Genomic DNA, 17,881 nt, shown 5'->3' on the forward strand with positions numbered 1-17,881 from the left:
GCCACGGGGCTCCGCCCCGGACCCCGTTTCGGGGGCCAGCCCCCGGACCCCCGCTCCTCAAACCGTCAGGCCGATGCGGAGGCTGGGGTCGCAGCCCCCAGGAGACGCGAACGGACAGGGGCGTCAGACTGCGAGCGTCGCGAGGAAGTCCGTGCAGGCGCGGGCACAGTCGCGGCAGGCCTTGGCGCTGTCCTCGGCGCCGGGGTCGGTGTCGAAGGCATGGGCGCACTCCAGGCAGACCTCACGGCACCACTCCACCTGGGCCCGGAGGGCGGCCTCGTCCTGGTGGGCCTGCTCGGAAAGCACCCGGCACGTCGCGTCGCACACCTCCGCGCACATGATGCCCTTGCGCCGCACACGTTCCTGATCCATGGGCCCGTCCGGATCGGCGAGGCTCGCGCGCAGGGCGCACGCCCGCGCACATTCCGTGCACGCCTGTGCGCACGCGAAGCGGTCCTCGAGGAACCGGAAGAGCTCCTGCTGAGAAGTCGTCGTCGATGTCACACCGGGCGGGTAGCCGAGCGGAAACTCGTCAAACCCGGCCGCGGAACTGGCACGGGGCGGGCATCGGGTGGGCACGGAGGCAGGCATGGGAGGCCGCCCCGTCTGCCGTCGCCGCCCACCGCCCACCGCCCACCGCCCACCGCCGCCCGTGTTTCCCCCGCCGCACGCCCGGGCACCCGTGCGCCTCCCGGATCGCGGGGAGGACGACCGAACGCAGGACGTGCGGAATCCGTGCGCCGAGCCGGTTCGCCGATGCCCACGAGGGTATTCATCACATATGAGCCACATAGGTACGGAATGGGTGCATATTGCCGCAGGGGGAAGCGCACTGGTCGGCCTCTGGTCGGTCATCATGGGCGTGCTCGTCGTGGCGCTGCTGGGCGGCGCCTTCTGGATGGGCAACCGTGTACGCAGCCGTGAGCCGCGTCGGCCGAGCCCGGAGGAGCAGCCCCGGCTGCCCGAGGGTGGTCCGGTCCATGAGGAGCAGCACAACCTCGAGCCCGACGAGATCCCCCGGAGCGATCTGCGGCTCACGCCCTACCAGGTACACGGCAACCTGGGCTCCCGGCCGAGCGAGTCCAAGGAGCGGTCGCGCTGGAGCAAGGGCGGCAGTGGCTCCTTCGGGAGCGGCGGCCTGGGCGCCCACTGAGGTGGCCGGAGAGCGCAGCCGACGAAACGTGCCCAGCCACAGACGCGCACGCCGCGATTTCGCCGCACCCCCGCACCATGACCGCGCCCAGGGAGGGTGAGAAACATGGCCCAGCGCACCGCGCTGCCGCTGCCCGACTACGACCATCTGCCGATCGGCGGTCTGGAGAGCCGCGTCCGCGCGCTCACCGCCGACGAGGTGGAGCAACTGCTCGCCTACGAGCGTGCCCACGCCGATCGCGTCCAGGTGACCGAACTACTGTCGGCCCGCTTGGAGCAGCTGCACTCCGGCGCCGAGCCGACCTCGGGCGACCCCGGCGCCGTACGCCCGGAAGAGTCCGGGCGGCCCCGTGCGGGTTCGCCCGTGTCCCCGGCGACGTCACCGGAGCCCCACAGCCCGCCGCCGCACGGCACTCCCGACCAGCGCGGTCGACCGAAGGGCAATCGCACCGCCTAGACCGCTTAGACCGTCCAGACCGTCCAGACCGTCCAGACCGTCCAGACGGAAGGCTGGTCCGTACTCACCCGCGTCTCTCAGCGCTCGCGCAGTGGGCGAGCGCTGACTCGAGATCGGCGCCGCGCGGCCGGTTGAACGGCAGTCTGCCGAGCACGAACGCCATGCCGCAGGTGTCGCTGAGCGCCGAGCAGGCCAGGCCGCCCGCGACCGCGGCCGCCAGCAGCTGGAAGGCCGGGGGGACGACCGCGCCGAGTCCGAGGCCGAGCAGGACGATCACGCCGGCGGTGAACCGGACCCGGCGTTCCATACCCCGCAAGGCGCGGGCCGCCGCCTCCGGCCGGTGGAGTTCGTCGAGGGGGATGTTCAGAGCGCCGGGCAGAGGGCCGGAGGCGTACTCGGCCGGGGTGCGGATGTCGATCACGGTCAGCTGGGACAGCTGGGCACGGGCCTCGATGACGTCGAGGGCGATCGGGCTGGTCACGGGTGTCACCCTTGTCCTTCGACGGGACCCTGAAGCGGGAGTACATTACCCCCAGGGGTATTTCCCTGGTTTTCTTCGAGGGAGTTGATCGTGGAGCTGGATCTCGCGGGCGCCGAGCTTCGAGCAGTGCTCAACCGGCTGCGCCGGGCTCAGGGCCAGATCTCCGGGGTGATCCGGATGATCGAGGAGGGCCGCGACTGCGAGGAGGTCGTCACCCAGCTCGCCGCCGCGTCACGGGCCCTCGACAGGGCGGGGTTCGCGATCATCGCCACCGGTCTGCAGCAGTGCCTGACGGACATCGACGGCAGCGAGAAGCCCGAGGAGGACCGCGACGCGATGCGGGCGCGACTGGAGAAGCTGTTCCTGTCGCTGGCCTGAGGCCACTGAGCCGGCCGGTGAGCCGTCGGGGCACCTGCAGCGCTGTTCCGCTGGTTCACACGGCCACATCGATCAGCATGAACACGGCCACCGCCAGCAGCACGCCCGCGAAGATCCGCTGGAGCAGGCCCCCGGAGACACGGGCGCTGAGCCGCTTCCCGTCCCACGCGCCGAGCACGGCGGCTCCCGCGAAGGGGGCCACGACCGCCCAGTCCAGTCCGTGCACCGTACCCGTGCGGGCCGCGAGCGCCGCGAGCGAGTTGACCGTGATGACGAGCAGGCTGGTGCCCACCGCCACCCGCATCCGCAGCCCGAGGACGCCCACCAGCGCCGGTACGGCGAGGAAGCCGCCCCCGACGCCCAGGAGCCCGGTGACCGCGCCGAGTCCGGCGCCGGCCGCGGCGGCCCTTCCGGGGCGTACCGGGGTGTCGCCGTCGGCAACGGCACGGCGTCTCAGCATCCGCAGCGCCGCCAGGGCCGCGAGAACGCCGAAGGCACCGGTCAGCACGGCTTCCGGAACGTCGGCCGCGAGGATCCCGGCGAGCATGGCCGGGACGATCCCCGCCAGGGCGAAGAGGCTTCCCGTGCGCCAGTGGACGTTGCCCTCGCGGGCGTGCGCGGCCAGACCGGTCGCGGAGGTGACGGTGACGATGACCAGGCTCGCGGTGGTGGCGGTGACCGGGGTGAAGCCGAGCAGGTAGATCAGGGCGGGCACGGCCAGCACGCTGCCGCCGCCCCCGAGCGCGCCGAGCGTCAGTCCTATGACGCCGCCGGCCGACAGGGCCAGGACGGTCACGCGGTACTCCTGTCATGTCTGAGGACCAGGGGCGGAAGGCGGCGCGCGGGTGCGAGGGCGGGCGCGGATGCGGGTCGTTCGGGGCGCGGCTCACCCGGTCGGCACGGTGAGTCCGGCCTCCGTGGCCGCGGCGAACCCGTCGTCGATCGCGACGACCTCCCGCCCGGCCGCGTCCAGCAGCGACGCCGCGATCGCCGCGCGCAGGCCGCTCGCGCAGTGGACCCAGACCTCTCCGGCGGGAACGTCGTCAAGTCGCTTGTACAGCTGGTGGATCGGGACGTGTACTGAGCCCTCGATGTACCTGTCCGCACGCTCGGAGTCGCGGCGGACGTCGAGGACGACCACGTCGTCACCGCGGCGTTTCGCGAGGTCCGCGAAGGTGGCGCGGGGGAAGGAGGCGGGCGTCTCGCCGTCCCGGATCCAGGATTCGGGTCCGCCTACGGCCGCGGCGGCCGGGCGGTCGATCCCGACGCGCGTCAACTCGCGCTGCGTGGTGGCAAGTTGCTCGGGCGATTCGGCGAGCAGGGTCACCGGCTTGCCCCAGGGGATCAGCCAGGCCAGATAGGTGGCGACCATGCCGTCGGCCTCGAAGTTGAACGATCCCGCCACGTGGCCCTCGGCGAAGGCGACACGGCTCCGCAGGTCCACCACCCACTCCCCCGCGGCCAGCCGGGCGGCGATCGCGTCGGCGTCGGCGACCGCGGGAGGGGTCAGGTCGATCTGGGCGGGACCGGCGGCATTGGCGGGACCCATGTGCGCGTAGTACGCGGGCACGTCCTCCAGGCCGGCGAGCAGCTCGGCGACGAAGGTGTCCACGTCCTGCACGAGAGCCGGGTTGCCGGACTTCTCCTTGCCAATGGTGGTGTGGTCGCCCTCGGAGTGCCCTCCGGAGGTGCAGAAGCTGCCGAATCCGTGCGTAGGCAGGACGGGTGTCTCGTCGGGCAGCTCCTCGGCGAGCCGGTGCGCGGAGGTGTGCTGGGCGCGCGCGAGCCGCTCGGTCAGGCGCGGTTCGACGAGGTCCGGGCGGCCGACGGAGCCGAGGAGCAGGGAGCCGCCGGTGAAGACGGCGACGGCCGCTCCGGCCTCCTGGAGCGCGTACGAGGTGTGGTGCGGGGTGTGCCCCGGCGTGGCTATGGCACGCAGTGTGAGGCCTGAGTCGATCTCCACCGTGTCGCCGTCGCGCACCGCGGTCCGCTCGAAGGCAACGTCCGCCGCGGCGGGCACCAGATAGGCGGCCCCGGTGACGCGGGCCAGTTCCAGACCGCCGCTGACGTAGTCGTTGTGGATGTGCGTCTCGACCACGTGGGAGATGCGCACCCCGCGCCGTACGGCCGCCGCGATCACCTGGTCGAGATCCCTCGGCGGGTCGACGGCGACAGCCGTGTGCGCACCGCCGGCGAGATAGCTGCGGTTGCCGAGCCCTGTCAGCTCAATGGTGTCGACGAAGAACACCTGCGCACTCCCTTCACGGATCATGAGCAATTACCCCGGGGGGTATGTGGCGACCCTAACACGGTTACCCCCGGGGGTATTTTCGAGGTTGTACGGCTCTCCGGGAAGAGCACGTTCGGACACGTGCGTGCCGCAGGCGTGGGCTTCCGTCGTGCTCCGGGTACCCCGGTGGGACGGGATGTCCCGGAGCTCGTACGGCCTGCGGAAACGAGGCGAGGCGGACGGGCTCGTGGTGAGCCCGTCCGCCTCGTCGTCGGAGCGTGTGTCTTCGGAGCGTGTGTTGCCGGAACGTGTGTTGCCGGAGCGTGTGCCGTGGGCGCCGTCAGGCGTCCGGCTCCTCCCGTCTCATCGGGGGCTCGGCGGGCGTGGGGGCGGGCGGGCCGAAGAGCACGGCCCGGGCCACCTCCGGGGCGAACAGGGCGCTCATCGGCTCGCTCAGCGACAGGGCCGAGCGGAAGGCGTTGCCCACCACGGGGTCGCCGGGGGACCGTTCCTGCAGACGCCGCATGTACCAGGCGACAGGCCGGTCCACCGCCCGCGAGCCGAGTGCGTTCCCGATGGCACCCGGCATGTTCTTGTCCGAGCCGGCCGAGATGTCCCAGGCCTGCCGGGATGCCGCGAGAAGGGCACTCTGCACCCGGTGTGTCGTCGGGGTGCGGCGCTCATCGGCGAGGGCGTCGCGCAGGGCCACGGCGGTCATCGCGGCGACGGCCATGCCCTGGCCGTAGATCGGGTTGAACGTGCACAGCGCGTCCCCGGTGGCCAGGAAGCCCGCGGGGCGCCGGCCGGGCAGGTCGTAGCGGCGCCGTACGTTGGCCGTGCTGCGGAACCCGAACACCGGTGACTGCGGCTCGGCTTCGCGCATCCAACGGTGCACGAAGGGGTGCGGCAGCCGCTTCGCGTACGCCACGTACTCGTCCTCGTTCGTGGGCGGCTCGTCGCCGCGCAGGCCCGAGAAAGTGGCCAGATGGTTACCGTCCTCCAGGGGCAGGACGACTACTCCGTAGACCTGGGCGGGATTGGGGACGATGTAGAGGCCGCGCGTCTCCGCGCCCAGGGTGCCGTCGGTGTCGCGGTAGACCCGTGAGGCGTAGGCGAGTCCGGTGTCGATGGTCTCCTCGTGCGGGGCTTCCGCGCCGATCGCGACGAGCCACCGCGGGGCCTTCGTACCGCGCCCGGAGGCGTCCACGACCAGGTCCGCCGCCAGCGGGCGTTCCTCCTTGCGGGCGTCGTCTCCGCGTTCGCGCACCAGCACGCCCCTCACCCGCGACGCGTCGCCGAGCAGCCCGACGACGTCGGTCGACTCCAGCGTGGTGACGGCCGGGTTGGCGAGCACGCGCCGCCGAACCAGTTCCTCGACCTGCAGGCGCGAGCCGGTGAAGATGTGCGTCGATGCCGTGGTGCGCCGGATCCAGCGTCCGATCTGCCACTGCACCATGTCGCTCGGCATCCCGAGGCGGGGTGCGCCCGCCGCGCGCAGCTCGTCCGTGAACCCCGGCAGCAGTACGTCCAGGGCCCGTTGCCCGGCGTCGAGCAGGGCGTGCGGGTGACGGCTCTGCGGCACCCCGGGGCGCTGACCGGCGCCCTCGGGGTACCGGTCGCGCTCGACGATCGTCACCCGGTCGGCGTGTTCGGCGAGGACGTGGGCGGCGAGCAGGCCCGCGATACTGCCTCCCACGACGACCGCATGACGCCCAGCCGAGCTGCTCCGCCCCCAACTGCCCGTTCCTTGCGCAGAGTTCACGTTGTCTTCGCTCCCCTGATCCATCACCGTCGATGCCGACGGTCCAGTCTCCCGCGCGCGAGATGTGGTTGATCGGATTCCGGCCCGGTTCGCGGGGCGCATCGGGGCGGATCCGCGCCGGGCACGACATCGCGTCCGCCCCCTCACCGCCCCTTGTTGCCTGCCTCGCCTTTGCCCGCCGGGTCCTTGCCTGCCTGGTCCTTGCCTGCCGGGTCCTTGCCTGCCCAGTCCTTGTCGGCCGAGCCCTTGCCCGCGTCTCCGACTCCGTCCCCGCGGTCGGAGCTGTCGGGCCACACCCCCACGTGGTCCGGTTCGGCGGTGAGGCGCACCCGTCCGCGCAGGCCGTAGCGGTCCACGTACTCGCGGGGCAGCTGGAGGCGGCCGGCACGGTCCAGCACGGTGTACTCCTCGGCGGACGTGCCCCCGGGGCCGCGCAGGGTCTCCGTCGACGTGCGGCCGTCGCGGATGCGGATCGTGCGGCGGACCTGCCCGGAGACGAGCGGGTCGTGGGTGACGACGAGGACGGTGGCGCCGAGTTCCTCGTTGGCGCGGCGGAGCGCGGCGAACACGTCCTCGCCACTGGCGGTGTCGAGTTCGCCCGTGGGTTCGTCGGCGAGCAGCACGCGCGGCGCGTTGGCCGTGGCGACCGCGACGGCGACACGCTGCTGCTCGCCGCCGGAGAGTTCGGCGGGACGCCGGTCGCGGCAGTGGGCGACGCCCAGCACGTCGAGGAGTTCCGTGGCGCGCGTGGCCCGTTCGCGGCGCGGCACGCGCGTGTACTTCATGGGCAGCGCCACGTTCTCCAGGGCGGTGAGGTAGGGCAGCAGGTTGCGGCCCGTCTGCTGCCACACGAAGCCGACGGTGTGCCGGCGGTAGCCGAGGCGTTCGCGCCGCCCCATGGCGAGCAGGTCGTGTCCGGCGACCCTGGCCCGGCCCGCGGTGGGCAGGTCGAGGCCGGAGAGGATGGACAGCAGCGTCGACTTGCCGGAGCCGGACGCCCCGACGAGCGCCACGCACTCGCCCTCCTCGACGACGAGGTCGAGCCCCTGGAGGGCCTGTACCTCGACCTCCTCGGTGCGGTAGACGCGGACCAGGTTGTCGCAGACGACGAGTCCGTCCCCGTCGTCGACGCGCGGGCGGCGCGCGTCGCGGGCCCGCTCCTCCAGGACGCGCAGGTCGCTCTCGTGGGGCTCGGTCACCGCTCCTCCAGACTGGTGTTCCTGATCTCCGGTCACCGTTCCTCCGTGAGGCGCAGGACCGCGCCGAGGCCGCGGCGTCGGCCGATCCAGGTCTCCACGGCCACCGCGGCGACCACGAGCACGCCGAGGCCGGCGCCCAGGGCGGCGGTCAGCAGCAGGTCGGGATGAGGGGTGGGCGCGGTGGGGCCGCCGGTGAACTCCCGCAGATCCAGGGCGGATCCGAGGAGCACGGGCAGCGTCAGGCCCAGTGCGGTGCCGCCCACCAGCGCCGCGAGCACCATCGGCAGCAACTGCACCAGATGCAGTGCCGACGTGGCGCGCCCGCCCAGGCCGAGGGTGCGCAGATAGGAGGCGGTGCGGCCGCGTTCGGGCGCGGACAGCAGCAGGTCGAGGACGAGGGCCAGCAGGGCGAGGATCACGGCGAGCGCGGTGCACGCGGTGTGCGCGGTCCTCAGGACGCCGATCATGCCGTCGGTGTCGGCGTCGGCCACCTCCTCGGCGCGCAGGCGCAGTTCACCGACCGCGGTCTCGGCGGCGGCGCGCGGCACGAGGGCCCGCAGTTTCTCCGCGTCCAGCCGCGGGCCGTACAGCAGGAGCGCGGACTCCTCGAAGTCGTTTCCCTCGAAGGCGCCGAGTTCGCGGTTGTCGGTGAGCAGCAGCCGGTCCCGGGGCGTGGTGGCGCTGCGGACGGGGCCGAGCGCCGGGTCCTGGAGCACGTCGTCGGGGAGGGCGCCGACGACGCGCAGGCGCAGGGTGCGGGCGTGCGAGGTGATGGTCAGCAGATCGCCGGCCCGGGCGCCGGTGGCGAGGACCCGAATGTCCTTGCTGTCGTCGCGTGCTCCTCCGGTGAGCCCGGCGGCGTCGAGCGCGCGTGCCGCGGCCGAGTCGGGTGCGGCCTTGCGGAGTACGGCGCCGTCGACGCCGACGAGGCTCGCGATGCCGTACCGCTCGCCGCTGGTTCCGCTCGTCGGGTCGACGCGCAACTGGCGCACCCTGACCGTGTCGCGCACCCCGTCGACGCGGGGCAGGAGTGCGGCCATGCCGGGGTTGCGTTCCGCGCCGCGGAAGGACGCGTCGGCTCCGACCTGCCAGGCGGCTGCCTCCCGGCGCCCGTCCGCGAGCGTCCCGGCGACCAGCCCGCCGAACACCGCTCCGGCCAGTGTCACCACCAGGACGAGCAGCGCGAGCGCCCGGGCCGGGGCGTCCTTCGCGGCGCGGGAGAGCGCGACGACCGCCACGACACCGCGCCGCCGTGCGGACCAGCGCGCCAGGAGCCGTACCGGCAGCGGGTAGCAGCGCACGAGGACGGCTACGGTGACGAGCCCCAGCAGGGCGGGGACTGCGGCGAGCAGCGGGTCGGGCCCGGCGGCCTCCGTCGTGCCCCGGGACCGCAGCGCGGCCACGCCGGCCGCGGCGAGCAGCAGCACCGTCGCCTCGGCCACGATCCTGCGGCCCGCCGCGCGCGGGGCGGGTTCGTGGCGGAGGGTGGTGGCGCCGTCGCGCAGGGCGTGCCAGGTGAGTGCGGGAAGGAGCAGCCAGACGAGCAGGGCGACGAGCAGCCCGTAACGGTAGGCGGGGGACGCCTCAGGAAGGGACCATGCCGTCAGGAGGCCCGCGGCGAGCCCGAGCAGCACGGCGGGCGCGGTCTGCGCGGCCCGGGTCAGCGCGATCCCGGTCGCGGAGGCACCGCGGGCACGCTGGAGCCGGTGGGCGGCGAGGCGGCGGCGCACCGCGAGGAGGGCGGTGACGACGGTGGCGAGCAGCCCGACCGCGATCAGGGACGCGAGCGCGAAGGAGATCACGGTACGGCCCTGCCGCCACTGCGGGGCGAACTCGCCGAGCACGTCGGGGAGTCGGGTGTTGTACTGCAGTGCGGAGGACGGGTGCGGGCCGATCTGGCAGGCCATGCTCAGTCCGACGGCGCCGCAGTAGCCGTCGCGCGCGTCCTGCGGGTACTGGTAGAGCAACCGCCCGAGGTCGGCCTGTCCCCGGTCGTCGGCGAACCGCGCGGCGGTGCGCGCGTCGAGGTCGAGGCGTATGCCCCAGGTCACGGTGAGCGTGGCCTCGGCCTGCGTCTGGAGGGTGGTGACGGTGCGCGGGGCGACGAGGGCGCGGGCCTCCCAGCCGAGCCCCGAGTCGTTGTCGGTCGGGTACTGGGCGGGGCGGGCCAGCTGGGGCAGTTCGCGTACGAGGCGGTCCCCGCGTGCGGTGCGCTCGACGCCGGTGGCTTCGGCCGTGCTGTCGCCGCCCGCCCGGAAGAACCCCACCACGACGACGGTGTCGTGCACTTTCCCCAACGCGCGTGGCTCGATGGGCAGTCGCTGCCCGAGCCGCAGTTTGAGCGCGTCGCGGGTGCGGGTGGACACGGCGATCTCCAGCGCCTCGGCGTCCGGGCCGGGGGGCCGTCCTTCGGCGTAGGCGGCGCGGCCGGGTGCGTCGGAGGCGTACACCAGGCCCAGGCCGACCTCTCCGGCGGCCGTTCTGGTGCGGACGAGGGGCACTTCGACGCGGGTGGAGTCGTGGACGAGGCTGCCGTCGAGGGCGCCGGGTACGGCGTCGCGGATCGCCGCGGTGACGGGGCGCAGGTCCTCGTCGAGGTCCCCGGCCGGGGTGCCCTGGACCGCCGGGTCGAACGCCGCACTGAGCTGGATTCCGGGTTCGGCGCGCTGTTCGACCTCCAGCCGTGAGGCGAGTGCCTGCCCCGCGAACCGGTCGAGGATCACCGGACTCGCGGCGGCGATCGCGGTGAGCAGTGCCGTCAGGACCATGAGGCAGGCCAGGAGGGGCAGTTCGGCCCGTGCCTCGCGCAGGGCGGCGGGGGCGGGCCGCCGTGTCGGGCGCCTCATCGGCCCTCCCTCGGGCGCGGCAACCGAGGCGTCCACGGTCCTGTCCCGAGCGCGGCATCCGGTCGCCACATCGGCCCAGTCCCGGGCACGGCACGTCGCCGCGTCGGCCTACCCCAGCGCGCAGCACCCGATCGCGCCATCGGTCTTGTCCCGTGCGCCGCACCCGGCCGCGCCATCGGTCTTCTCCCGTGCACAGCACACGATCGCGCCATCGGCTTTCTCCCGTGCGCCGCACCCGGCCGCGCCATCGGTCTTCTCCCGTGCGCCGCACACGATCGCGTCATCGGTCCTCCCCCGCCCGCAGCACCCGCGCCAGGTCGACCCGCCCCAGGAACCTGGCGGTGACGGACACGACCGCGCAGATCACGAGGGTCGTCGCGCCCGCGGTGAGGACCACGCGCACCCACGGCACGTCGGTGAGCAGTCCGGGGTAGACCGGCCGGCCGGTGTCGTCGACGGTGACCACCGGCATGATCAGCGCGGCCAGCGCGGTGCCCAGCAGGGTGCCGAGCACGGCCGCGACGCCGGCGAGGACGAGCTGTTCGGTCCACAGGTACGCGGCGAGTTGGCCGCGTCGTACGCCAAGTGCCCGCAGCAGCGCGAACTCGCCCGCCCTCGCGCGGGCCGAGAGCGCCGTGTGCAGCGTGAAGCCGACGACCGCGAACGCCGGCGCGAGCAGCAGGCACAGCGTGAGCGCGCCGCGCGCGCCCTGCCGGAGCGGATCGGCGGCCAGCAGGGCCCGCGCGTGGGGCACGTCGACGGCCGTGCCGAGGCGCGGGTCGGCCCGGACGGCGCGCAGCGCGGCGGTGGCGTCCCCGTGGTCGGCCGCGACCCACCAGGCGGTCTCGACGCCGGGCAGCACGCCGTCGAACGCCAACTGGGCGGCCATCGCCCCGGAGTCGACGAGCATCCGAGGGTGGTCCCGTTCGCCGCCCGGCACGGCGTCGATCTCCCCGACGACCTTGATACGGGCCATGCCGCCACCGGCGCGCCGGAACGTGACCGTGTCGCCGACACGGACCACTCCGGAGTTCAGCAGCGAGCGATCGGCGAGGGCGGGCGCGGCCGGGCGGCCCTTGGCGCGGTCCGTGCCGAGGCGCAGGTTCCAGGTCGGGTACTTGACCGAGACGTCGGGGCCCCGCAGCACCGCGTCCAGGAGAGTGCCGGGGCCGGGGCGGTCGGCGCAGAGCACGGGTCCCGGGGCGCGCCCGGTCCGCCTGCCCGGCTTGGCGTCCGGGCACCCCGCGACGCGCAGGTCGGGGGTGTCGGCGCGCAGGTCGTGCCAGGTGGCGGGACGGGTGAGGCCGGGTACGCGGTCGACGGTGAGGCGGTAGGTGCGCCGTACGCTCTCGCCCTTCATGCTGACGCCGAGTTGGACGACGCGCAGGCCGTCGCCGCGGGCCGGGACCTTCAGCCGGACCGTGCGGGCCTTGCCGCCGGTGTCGTCGAGGGCCACCCCACTGGTGTGGGTGAGGCCGTCGGCGTCGACGAAGTACACCGAGAGGCGGACGGGTGCGGGGATGCCGGGTCCGTCGGCGGACAGGCGGACGCGGAGCGGGAGTTCGCGCGGGGCGCCGTCGAGGGGCAGTCCGTAGTCGGGGACGTTCCGGCCGAGGGGGGCGACGAGGTCGGGTACGGGTCGGTCGGCGAGGTCGGGGCGCAGGGCGGGTGCGGGGCCGCGCGCGGTGTCGATCCCGGTGACGGTGATCCAGCTCTGGCCGATGTAGCCGTTGGTGTCGACGACGGGGGTGACGGACCGGGCGCCGGGCAACGCGGTGTACGCCGTGCGCCGTTCACCGGTCGCGAGCCGGTCGCTCGGCTCGATTCTCAGGTCGGAACCCACTTGGAAGACCGCCTGGTCGTGGTCGCCGCGGTCGAGGATGGCGAGCGCGGTGCTGCTGAGCGCGGCGACGGCCAGGGCCAGCGTCACCAGCAGCGCGGGCCCGGCGTGCCGTGCCGCGCGCCGCCCGATCTGCCAGGCGCCCAGGGGCAGCACGAGTCCGGTGCCGCGCCGTGCGAGGGGGTCGGTGAAGCGGGCGAGCAGGGGCAGGGCCCGCAGCGCGAGGAGAGCGGCGGCGCAGGTCATCGCGACGGGGGCGAGCACCAGTACGGGATCGACGCCGCCGTCGGTGACCGGGGAGCGGTACTGCCGCAGCTGGAGCCAGCCGAGCACGGCGACGGCCGCGAGCGCCAGGTCGGCGCCCAGCCGCTGGGCTCCCGCGAACCGGCCGAGCCGAAGCCGGAGCCGGCGCACCGCCTGCCGGTCCCGCACGGTCCGTACGGTGGGCAGCAGCAGGGAGACGCCGTGCACGACGACGGCCAGGAGTGCCGCCGCCCAGCCCACCGCCAGGGTCCCCGTCGCGGGCACGTCACCGGGGATCAGCCCGGCCCGGTCGAGCACGCGCAGCAGCGGACCGGCGAGGAAGGGCGCGGAGAGTCCCGCGGGTACGGCGACCGCCGCCCACTGAGCCACCGTCGCCGAGGCCAGCCGTGGTGTTCCGGCGCCGCGCGCGGCCAGCAGCGCCAGTTCGGGGCGGCGGTGCTCGGCGATCTGGCGCGCGGTCAGCACGAGGGCGGCCGCGGCCAGGGCGGCCAGCAGGGTCGCCGGGACGTAGAGGCCGGCCCGGGCCACGGCGATGGGGGTCGTCAGGGCGTCGAGTGCGTCGTCCAGCTGTGATTCGACGCTCAGTCCGTCCGCCGGCCGCGTACCGCGGAAGACGGAGAGCGATGCGTCGCTGCCGCCGAACGCGTCGGCGCGCCGCTCCAGTGGCCGGATGTCGGCGAGACCCAGCCTGTCGGCGTCCGGTACGGCGAGCCAGAGCGCGTCGGCGTCCCGGGCCAGGGACGGGGTCGCGGTCAGTGCCGCCCGTGGCACCAGGGCGATGGACTCGGAGTTCCCGAGGGCGCTGCTCAGGTTCGCCCAGACGGCCGGGCTGCGGCCGTCCGTCCGGTACAGGCCGGTCACCCGTATCCGGATCTGCGTTCCGTCGTTCGCCTGGACCCGCAACTCGTCGCCGGGCCGCACCCCGAGGCGCGCGGCGTACACGTCGGTGAGCGCGGTCTCAGCGGTGCCCGCGTCCCCGGTCGTGCGCGGCCAGTGTCCCGCCACCAGCCGGGCGTGCCGGGACTGCTCCTGGAGGGCGACCAGGGACACGCCGGCGTCGTCGCGCTGCCGCCCGCCCGCTTCGGTGACCGCGAGCTGGGCGGAGCGGCTGTCCGGGGACCGGAGCGCGGACCAGGTGTGATGCGGTACGCCCCCGAACGTGCGGTCGACGGCGGCCCGTACGAGACCGTCCAGGCTCCCGTCGTCACCCGACTCGTTGTCGCGCGACCCGTACTGCCCGGAGACCTCGATCACGGCCTCGGGGTCGCTCGCGAGCCGCCGTTGCACCCCGCCCTCGACGGCCTTCTCGGTGAGGGCGGCCAGCGCGGCCAGGACGGTCGCGGCAAGCAGCACGGCGAGCCCCGCGGCGCCGAGCACCAGGGCGTGGTGCCCGGTTCCCCGTAACGCGGCAGGCGTACGTCTCCCGCTCAAGCCAGTGGTCTCCCCCCGTGCGAACGGCACAGTATGGGCACGACCCGGCGGCGCTGGCAATCATGGAAACCGGTCAGCCTTGCTGGACGGGTACGACGACCAGTTCGGCGACATTGACGTGCGCGGGAGCCGCGACTGCGAAGGCGATGGTCTCGGCGATGTCGTCGGCGGACAGCGGGCGCAGAGAATTGCGCATGCCCGCGAGGGAGGTCCGCATGTCCTCGTCCCGCATGTCGTCGCCGAGTTCGGTGACGGTGACGCCTGGCTCCACGTTCTTCACGCGGACGCCGCGGGGTCCGAGTTCGGCACGCAGGTTGCGGGTGAGGTGGGCGACGGCGGCCTTGGTCGCGCTGTAGACCGACCAGTTGGGGTAGAGGAGGTGCCCGGCCACCGAGCCGACGTGGACGAGGTCCGCCGGGCCGCCCTCGGCCGCGGCGGTGACCAGGTCGGCGGTGAAGGCGCGGGCCGTGTGCAGCAGACCGCGCAGGTTGACGTCGATCATGCGGTCCCACTCGTCGGTCTCCGCGGTGACGAAGGGGGCGCCGAGCATCACTCCGGCGTTGGCCACCACGAGGTCGACGTTGCCGAGGGCCGAGGTGACGGTGCGGGCGGCGGCCGCGATGCTCTCCGGGTCGGCCATGTCCGCGGCGACGGGCAGGACACGGCCGCCGGCCGTGGGGAGGAGTTCGCCGGCCAGGTCCTTCAGGCGGTCCTCGCGGCGGCTCAGCAGGGCCACGCTCGCCCCGTCGGCGACCAGCCGGCGGGCGGTGGCCGCGCCGATGCCGCTGGAGGCGCCCGTGACGACCGCGGTCCGGCCGTCCAGGGGGCGGCGGTTGGGGGCGTCGTTGTGGTTCGTGCTCAGGTGGGTGTGCTGGTTCATGAACACCACCGTGGTGGTTGTCAGCAGGGGCGACCAGGCTGTGCCGCACCCTGGGAGTGGTGAACGTAGGAGTGGCGCGGCCACCTTCGGCACTCCCGGGCGCGCGGGAGTTCTCCCCGGGCCGGGAGCGTGTCGCGTCGAACACCGTCGCCGTGACGGCCTGACCACCCACTTCACAGAAATCTTCGAAGTACGGCAGAACAATTGACGTGCTCGCGGCACACCCCTACCTTCTGATCGATTCGCCGAACTCCGTTCGAAATACCGGCCATTTCCCCGGTTGCCGCACGTTTCCCCCCATCCCCCGCACGTCCCTTGGAGACCAGATGAGCGCAAGACCCCAGCCGGACCCCCACCCGGCCCCCCAGCCGTCGCGCCGGCTCTTCCTCGGCATGGCCGCCGCGACTCCCCTGGCCATGACCGGGGTGATGAGCCTCGGCGCGGGCACCGCCCATGCCGCCGACTCGGCCTACGTGATGGTCTACTTCACGGAGTCGACCAGCCTCGGGGCCGGCACCGACTACGGTCTCCACCTCGCGGTCAGCCCCGACGCGCTGAACTGGACGCCGCTGAACCAGAACAACCCCGTCGCCACCCCCACGGCGGGCGCGCTCGGCCTGCGCGACCCCTTCGTCATGCGCAAGCAGGACGGCACCTTCGTCGTCATCGCCACCGACCTCAAGGGCACCGACTGGAGCTACAACAGCCAGTACATCCATGTCTGGGACTCCGTGGACCTGCGCACCTTCACCGGCTACCGCCGCCTCAAGCTGCACGACATGGCCACCCACAGCTGGGCTCCCGAGGCGTTCTGGGACGCCGGGCGCCGACAGTATGCGGTCATCTACTCATCGGTGAACTCCAGCGGCCACAACGTGATCATGGTGAACTACACCAGCGACTTCGTCACGGCCTCCGCCCCACAGGTCTTCTTCGACCCGGGTTACGACGTCATCGACGGCAACATGACCGTCGGCGTGAACGGCGTCAACTACCTCCACTTCAAGAAGAACCAGACCCTGGTGGCCGCACGCTCCACCTCACTCAACCCGGGGAGTTTCACCGAGTTCAGCACCGGTGTCGCGCACGGCGGCACCGAGGCACCCGAGGTCATCAAGTCCCTCACGTCGAACACCTGGTACCTGTGGGGAGACACCTACACCCCGAACGGCGTCTTCTACGCGTGGCAGACGTCCGACCTCGCGTCCGGCACCTGGACCGCCCTCGACCAGAAGACCTACACGCAGCCGGTCAACTCCAAGCACTGCGGCATCGCGACGATCAGCAGCACCGAGTACAACAACCTGCTCGCCAAGTGGGGCGCACCGGCCTGGAACCGGCTCAAGTCCTACAACTATCCGGCGCGGTACGTCCGTCACGCGAACTTCGTCGGCCGCATCGACACCTATCCGTTCGACCTGTACACCGACTCCCAGTGGAAGCTCGTCCCCGGTCTCGCCGACAGCTCCGCCGTGTCCTTCCAGTCGGTCAACTACCCCACCCGCTACCTGCGGCACTACAACTACGAGCTGCGCCTCGACGTGAGCGACGGCACGTCGACGTTCGCGGCGGACGCGACCTTCTACCGCACGGCGGGCCTCGCGGATTCCGGCTGGGCGTCCTTCCGCTCGTACAACAACCCGACCCGCTACATCCGGCACTCCGACTACGCCCTGCGCATCGACCCGGTCTCCACGGCCACCGAGCGACAGGACGCTACCTTCCGCGTCGGTTACTGACGGTCGTCCACCGGGCCGAGCGGCAGCCCCGTGTAGTTCTCGGCCAGCTCGGCCGCGGCGTGCTCGGAGGTCGCGACGCGGTCGAGCTGGGAGAGCTGGAGCTTCGTCTCGAACGGTGACTGCTCCGGGTCGGCGTGGAGGGTCGTCGTCATGAAGTACGAGAAGTGCTCGGCGCGCCACACCCGGCGCAGGCAGGTGTCGGAGTAGGAGTCGAGCAGGTCGGTCGAGCCCGTGTCCTTGAAGTGCGCGAAGGCGCGGGCCAGGACGATGACGTCGGCGGCGGCCAGGTTGAGGCCCTTGGCTCCGGTGGGCGGCACGATGTGGGCGGCGTCGCCGGCCAGGAAGACCCGGCCGCACCGCATCGGCTCCGTGACGTGGCTGCGCATCGGCAGCACCGCCTTGGAGGTGACGGTGCCGCGCTTGAGCCGCCATTCGGGGTTCGCGTCGAGCGCGAAGCGGGCGTCCAGCTCGTCCCAGATCCGCTCGTCGGACCAGTCGGCCGGATCCGTGCCGTTCGGCACCTGGAGGTAGAGCCGGCTGACGGACTCCGAACGCATGCTGGCCAGGGCGAAGCCGCGCTCGGAGTGGGCGTAGATCAGTTCGTGGTAGACGGGCGGGGCGTCGGCGAGGATGCCCAGCCAGGAGTACGGGTAGGTCCGCTCGTACGTCGTGCGCACGCCCTCGGGGACGGCGTCCCGGGTCACGCCGTGGAAGCCGTCGCAGCCGACCACGTAGTCGCAGGTCAGCGTCTGCTCGCGGCCTTCATGGGTGTAACGGATCACGGGGCGGTCGGTGTCGGCGCCCTCCACCGCGTGCACCTCCGCCTCGAAGTGCAGCGGGCCGCCGTCGGCGAGTTGGAGGGCGATGAGGTCCTTCACCACCTCGGTCTGGGCGTAGACCCACACCCGGCGCCCGCCGGTCAGCGCGGGGAAGTCGACCCGGTGGGCGCGGCGGCCGTAGCGCAGCTCGATGCCGTCGTGGGGCATGCCCTCGCGGTCCAGCCGCTCCCCCGCGCCCGCGGCGCGCAGGACGTCCACGGTGGCCTGCTCCAGGATCCCCGCCCGCTGCCGTTGCTCGACGTACGCCCGGTCGCGGCTCTCCAGAACGACGCTGTCGATCCCGGCGTTGTGCAGCAGGCGGGCGAGCAGCAGCCCGGACGGGCCGCCGCCGACGATCCCGACGGTCGTGTGCATGAACTTCTCCTCGTCGTCGAGGACGGGCC

Annotated in this window: 14 protein-coding genes; 4 read left to right on the forward strand and 10 right to left on the reverse strand. The window is 73.2% G+C overall.

Going from position 1 to position 17,881, the window contains the following annotated elements; translation table 11 throughout:
- Positions 1 to 123 precede the first annotated feature (123 nt).
- On the reverse strand, positions 124 to 504 hold the full coding sequence (locus tag AB0959_RS41270; protein ID WP_366831968.1) for a ferredoxin: 381 nt from the start codon (positions 502 to 504) through the stop codon (positions 124 to 126).
- 301 nt (positions 505 to 805) lie between these two features.
- On the opposite strand from AB0959_RS41270, the gene AB0959_RS41275 reads away from it, so the two are divergent.
- On the forward strand, positions 806 to 1,153 hold the full coding sequence (locus AB0959_RS41275; protein ID WP_366831969.1) for a DUF6479 family protein: 348 nt from the start codon (positions 806 to 808) through the stop codon (positions 1,151 to 1,153).
- Between the two features lie 105 nt (positions 1,154 to 1,258).
- Entirely contained in the window at positions 1,259 to 1,609 is a 351-nt protein-coding gene (locus tag AB0959_RS41280; RefSeq protein WP_366831970.1) for a hypothetical protein, read from the forward strand.
- Between the two features lie 64 nt (positions 1,610 to 1,673).
- Here AB0959_RS41280 and AB0959_RS41285 read toward each other — a convergent pair whose 3' ends face one another.
- A complete protein-coding gene (locus AB0959_RS41285) occupies positions 1,674 to 2,090 on the reverse strand; it encodes a YgaP-like transmembrane domain (protein WP_366831971.1) in 417 nt (138 codons plus the stop codon).
- A 90-nt stretch (positions 2,091 to 2,180) separates the two neighbouring features.
- Between AB0959_RS41285 and AB0959_RS41290 the strand changes: the two genes are divergently transcribed.
- Positions 2,181 to 2,468 (forward strand): metal-sensitive transcriptional regulator, encoded by a 288-nt coding sequence (locus AB0959_RS41290; RefSeq protein ID WP_366831972.1) that lies wholly within the window; start codon positions 2,181 to 2,183, stop codon positions 2,466 to 2,468.
- Between the two features lie 55 nt (positions 2,469 to 2,523).
- On the opposite strand, the gene AB0959_RS41295 is transcribed toward AB0959_RS41290, so the two are convergent.
- The 7 genes from AB0959_RS41295 to AB0959_RS41325 form a co-directional block, all read right to left on the reverse strand.
- A complete protein-coding gene (locus tag AB0959_RS41295) occupies positions 2,524 to 3,264 on the reverse strand; it encodes a sulfite exporter TauE/SafE family protein (protein WP_366831973.1) in 741 nt (246 codons plus the stop codon).
- A 90-nt stretch (positions 3,265 to 3,354) separates the two neighbouring features.
- Entirely contained in the window at positions 3,355 to 4,716 is a 1,362-nt protein-coding gene (locus AB0959_RS41300; protein WP_366832035.1) for an MBL fold metallo-hydrolase, read from the reverse strand.
- A 322-nt stretch (positions 4,717 to 5,038) separates the two neighbouring features.
- Positions 5,039 to 6,394: an FAD-dependent monooxygenase gene (locus tag AB0959_RS41305; RefSeq protein WP_366831974.1), complete on the reverse strand. Its 1,356-nt coding sequence runs from the start codon at positions 6,392 to 6,394 to the stop codon at positions 5,039 to 5,041.
- Positions 6,395 to 6,603: 209 nt separating this feature from the next.
- Entirely contained in the window at positions 6,604 to 7,626 is a 1,023-nt protein-coding gene (locus AB0959_RS41310) for an ABC transporter ATP-binding protein (RefSeq protein ID WP_366832036.1), read from the reverse strand.
- 65 nt (positions 7,627 to 7,691) lie between these two features.
- Complete coding sequence (locus AB0959_RS41315) at positions 7,692 to 10,505, reverse strand: hypothetical protein (RefSeq protein ID WP_366831975.1); 2,814 nt, start codon at positions 10,503 to 10,505, stop codon at positions 7,692 to 7,694.
- A gap of 280 nt (positions 10,506 to 10,785) precedes the next feature.
- The gene (locus AB0959_RS41320; RefSeq protein ID WP_366831976.1) at positions 10,786 to 14,040 is read right to left on the reverse strand and encodes an ABC transporter permease; all 3,255 of its coding nucleotides are present in this window, start codon (positions 14,038 to 14,040) and stop codon (positions 10,786 to 10,788) included.
- 73 nt (positions 14,041 to 14,113) lie between these two features.
- Positions 14,114 to 14,920 carry an SDR family oxidoreductase gene (locus tag AB0959_RS41325; RefSeq protein ID WP_366831977.1) on the reverse strand — a complete coding sequence of 269 codons (807 nt, stop codon included), beginning with the start codon at positions 14,918 to 14,920 and terminating at the stop codon, positions 14,114 to 14,116.
- 326 nt (positions 14,921 to 15,246) lie between these two features.
- Here AB0959_RS41325 and AB0959_RS41330 point away from each other — a divergent pair, with 326 nt between their 5' ends.
- Complete coding sequence (locus AB0959_RS41330; protein WP_366831978.1) at positions 15,247 to 16,659, forward strand: glycoside hydrolase family 43 protein; 1,413 nt, start codon at positions 15,247 to 15,249, stop codon at positions 16,657 to 16,659.
- Here the strand turns inward: AB0959_RS41330 and AB0959_RS41335 are convergent.
- Positions 16,653 to 17,852, reverse strand: coding sequence for a 4-hydroxybenzoate 3-monooxygenase (locus tag AB0959_RS41335; protein WP_366831979.1), 1,200 nt, complete (start codon positions 17,850 to 17,852; stop codon positions 16,653 to 16,655). The two genes, AB0959_RS41330 and AB0959_RS41335, sit on opposite strands and share 7 nt — an antisense overlap.
- Between the last annotated feature and the right edge of the window lie 29 nt (positions 17,853 to 17,881).

The organism is Streptomyces sp. NPDC046862 (genome assembly GCF_040704615.1).
Taxonomy (GTDB): domain Bacteria; phylum Actinomycetota; class Actinomycetes; order Streptomycetales; family Streptomycetaceae; genus Streptomyces.

Excerpts from the sequence above, each read along its gene's own strand:
- AB0959_RS41315 (WP_366831975.1), bottom strand. The coding sequence starts at position 10,505 with ATGAGGCGCCCGACACGGCGGCCCGCCCCCGCCGCCCTGCGCGAGGCA.
- AB0959_RS41280 (WP_366831970.1), top strand. The coding sequence starts at position 1,259 with ATGGCCCAGCGCACCGCGCTGCCGCTGCCCGACTACGACCATCTGCCG.
- AB0959_RS41330 (WP_366831978.1), top strand. The coding sequence starts at position 15,247 with ATGAGCGCAAGACCCCAGCCGGACCCCCACCCGGCCCCCCAGCCGTCG.
- AB0959_RS41325 (WP_366831977.1), bottom strand. The coding sequence starts at position 14,920 with ATGAACCAGCACACCCACCTGAGCACGAACCACAACGACGCCCCCAAC.
- AB0959_RS41335 (WP_366831979.1), bottom strand. The coding sequence starts at position 17,852 with ATGCACACGACCGTCGGGATCGTCGGCGGCGGCCCGTCCGGGCTGCTG.